At 40.4% G+C, this 950-nt stretch carries 1 protein-coding gene; it reads left to right on the top strand.

The window, feature by feature from the left end:
* Positions 1-98: 98 nt before the first annotated feature.
* Positions 99-950, top strand: an 852-nt coding sequence (locus ACIPUA_RS08220; RefSeq protein WP_449059548.1) for a hypothetical protein, incomplete at its 3' end; no start/stop codon positions are given.

The following is a 950-nucleotide window of genomic DNA, read 5'->3' as shown; positions in this document are numbered from 1 at the left end:
GAAATACGCTTAATGAGGTTAGTTTTCTTCCTAGTGCCTACGTACAATTGACTTTTTATGGAGGTAATACTGCTTGCAGACTCGGTGAGTCAGATTTAATGGAAATTGATGGAGTTATGGGGGTACCGCTCAATTCTCAAAAAACACTGATGTTAGTCCCTGAGGTTATATATACGGATAATCGCAGTTGGAATATAAGGGGTAATAGCTTCCAAGATACGGTGACCGCGATATTTAATGGCTATGGGTCTACAACCAGCCAACACTTAGGAAATCCGAATGGATGTATCTGGCTTCCCAATCAATCTACTCCGAATAATGGGAAAGATGGTTTTTCAGTCTATCATAATGTCAGTGCTACAGGGCGTGTCTTAATATATGGGACAGGCGAGCAACGGTCAGGTTGGATAAATTTACCAAATCCTTTGCAACTATTGCTTCGAGATCCTCGTAGTCCAGGTCCCTTCCCAACAGGAGTGGTAATGCCAGCGGGGCGCTATAATGTTGATGTTAGTGATTTGGGGTGCACATTGATGGTTCCTACGTCGATTGACTTTGGCCCACAACCCGCAAATTCAAGTGCAGGTCAATTATTAGCGACGAAATCAGGTGGCAACTTATTAGTAAATTGTCAACAAAAAACGGTGCCTATATCGGCAACCTTATCATTATCTGCCGGTATTAACGTCCTTTATTATTCCGGCAATGAATATGAAGTCAATTTACTCAACAGTGAAAATAAAGCGGGAGCTTATGTCACGATGTCCATTGATATTGATGGTAGGCCAACAAATATTCCGTTTAATCGAGAATTCATTAATATCGGCAATATTAATGCAAACCAATCAAATACGAATTTTAGCTATCCGATTACATATAATCTCTATTCACGAGGAACGGATATCACCGGTAAAATTAAAGGAAGTGCTGAGCTATCTATTGTATTGAGA

This window comes from Providencia sp. AGC89 (assembly GCF_053543535.1).
Note: the sequence above shows the minus strand (reverse complement) of the source record. Positions and strands in the feature narration are given on the sequence as shown.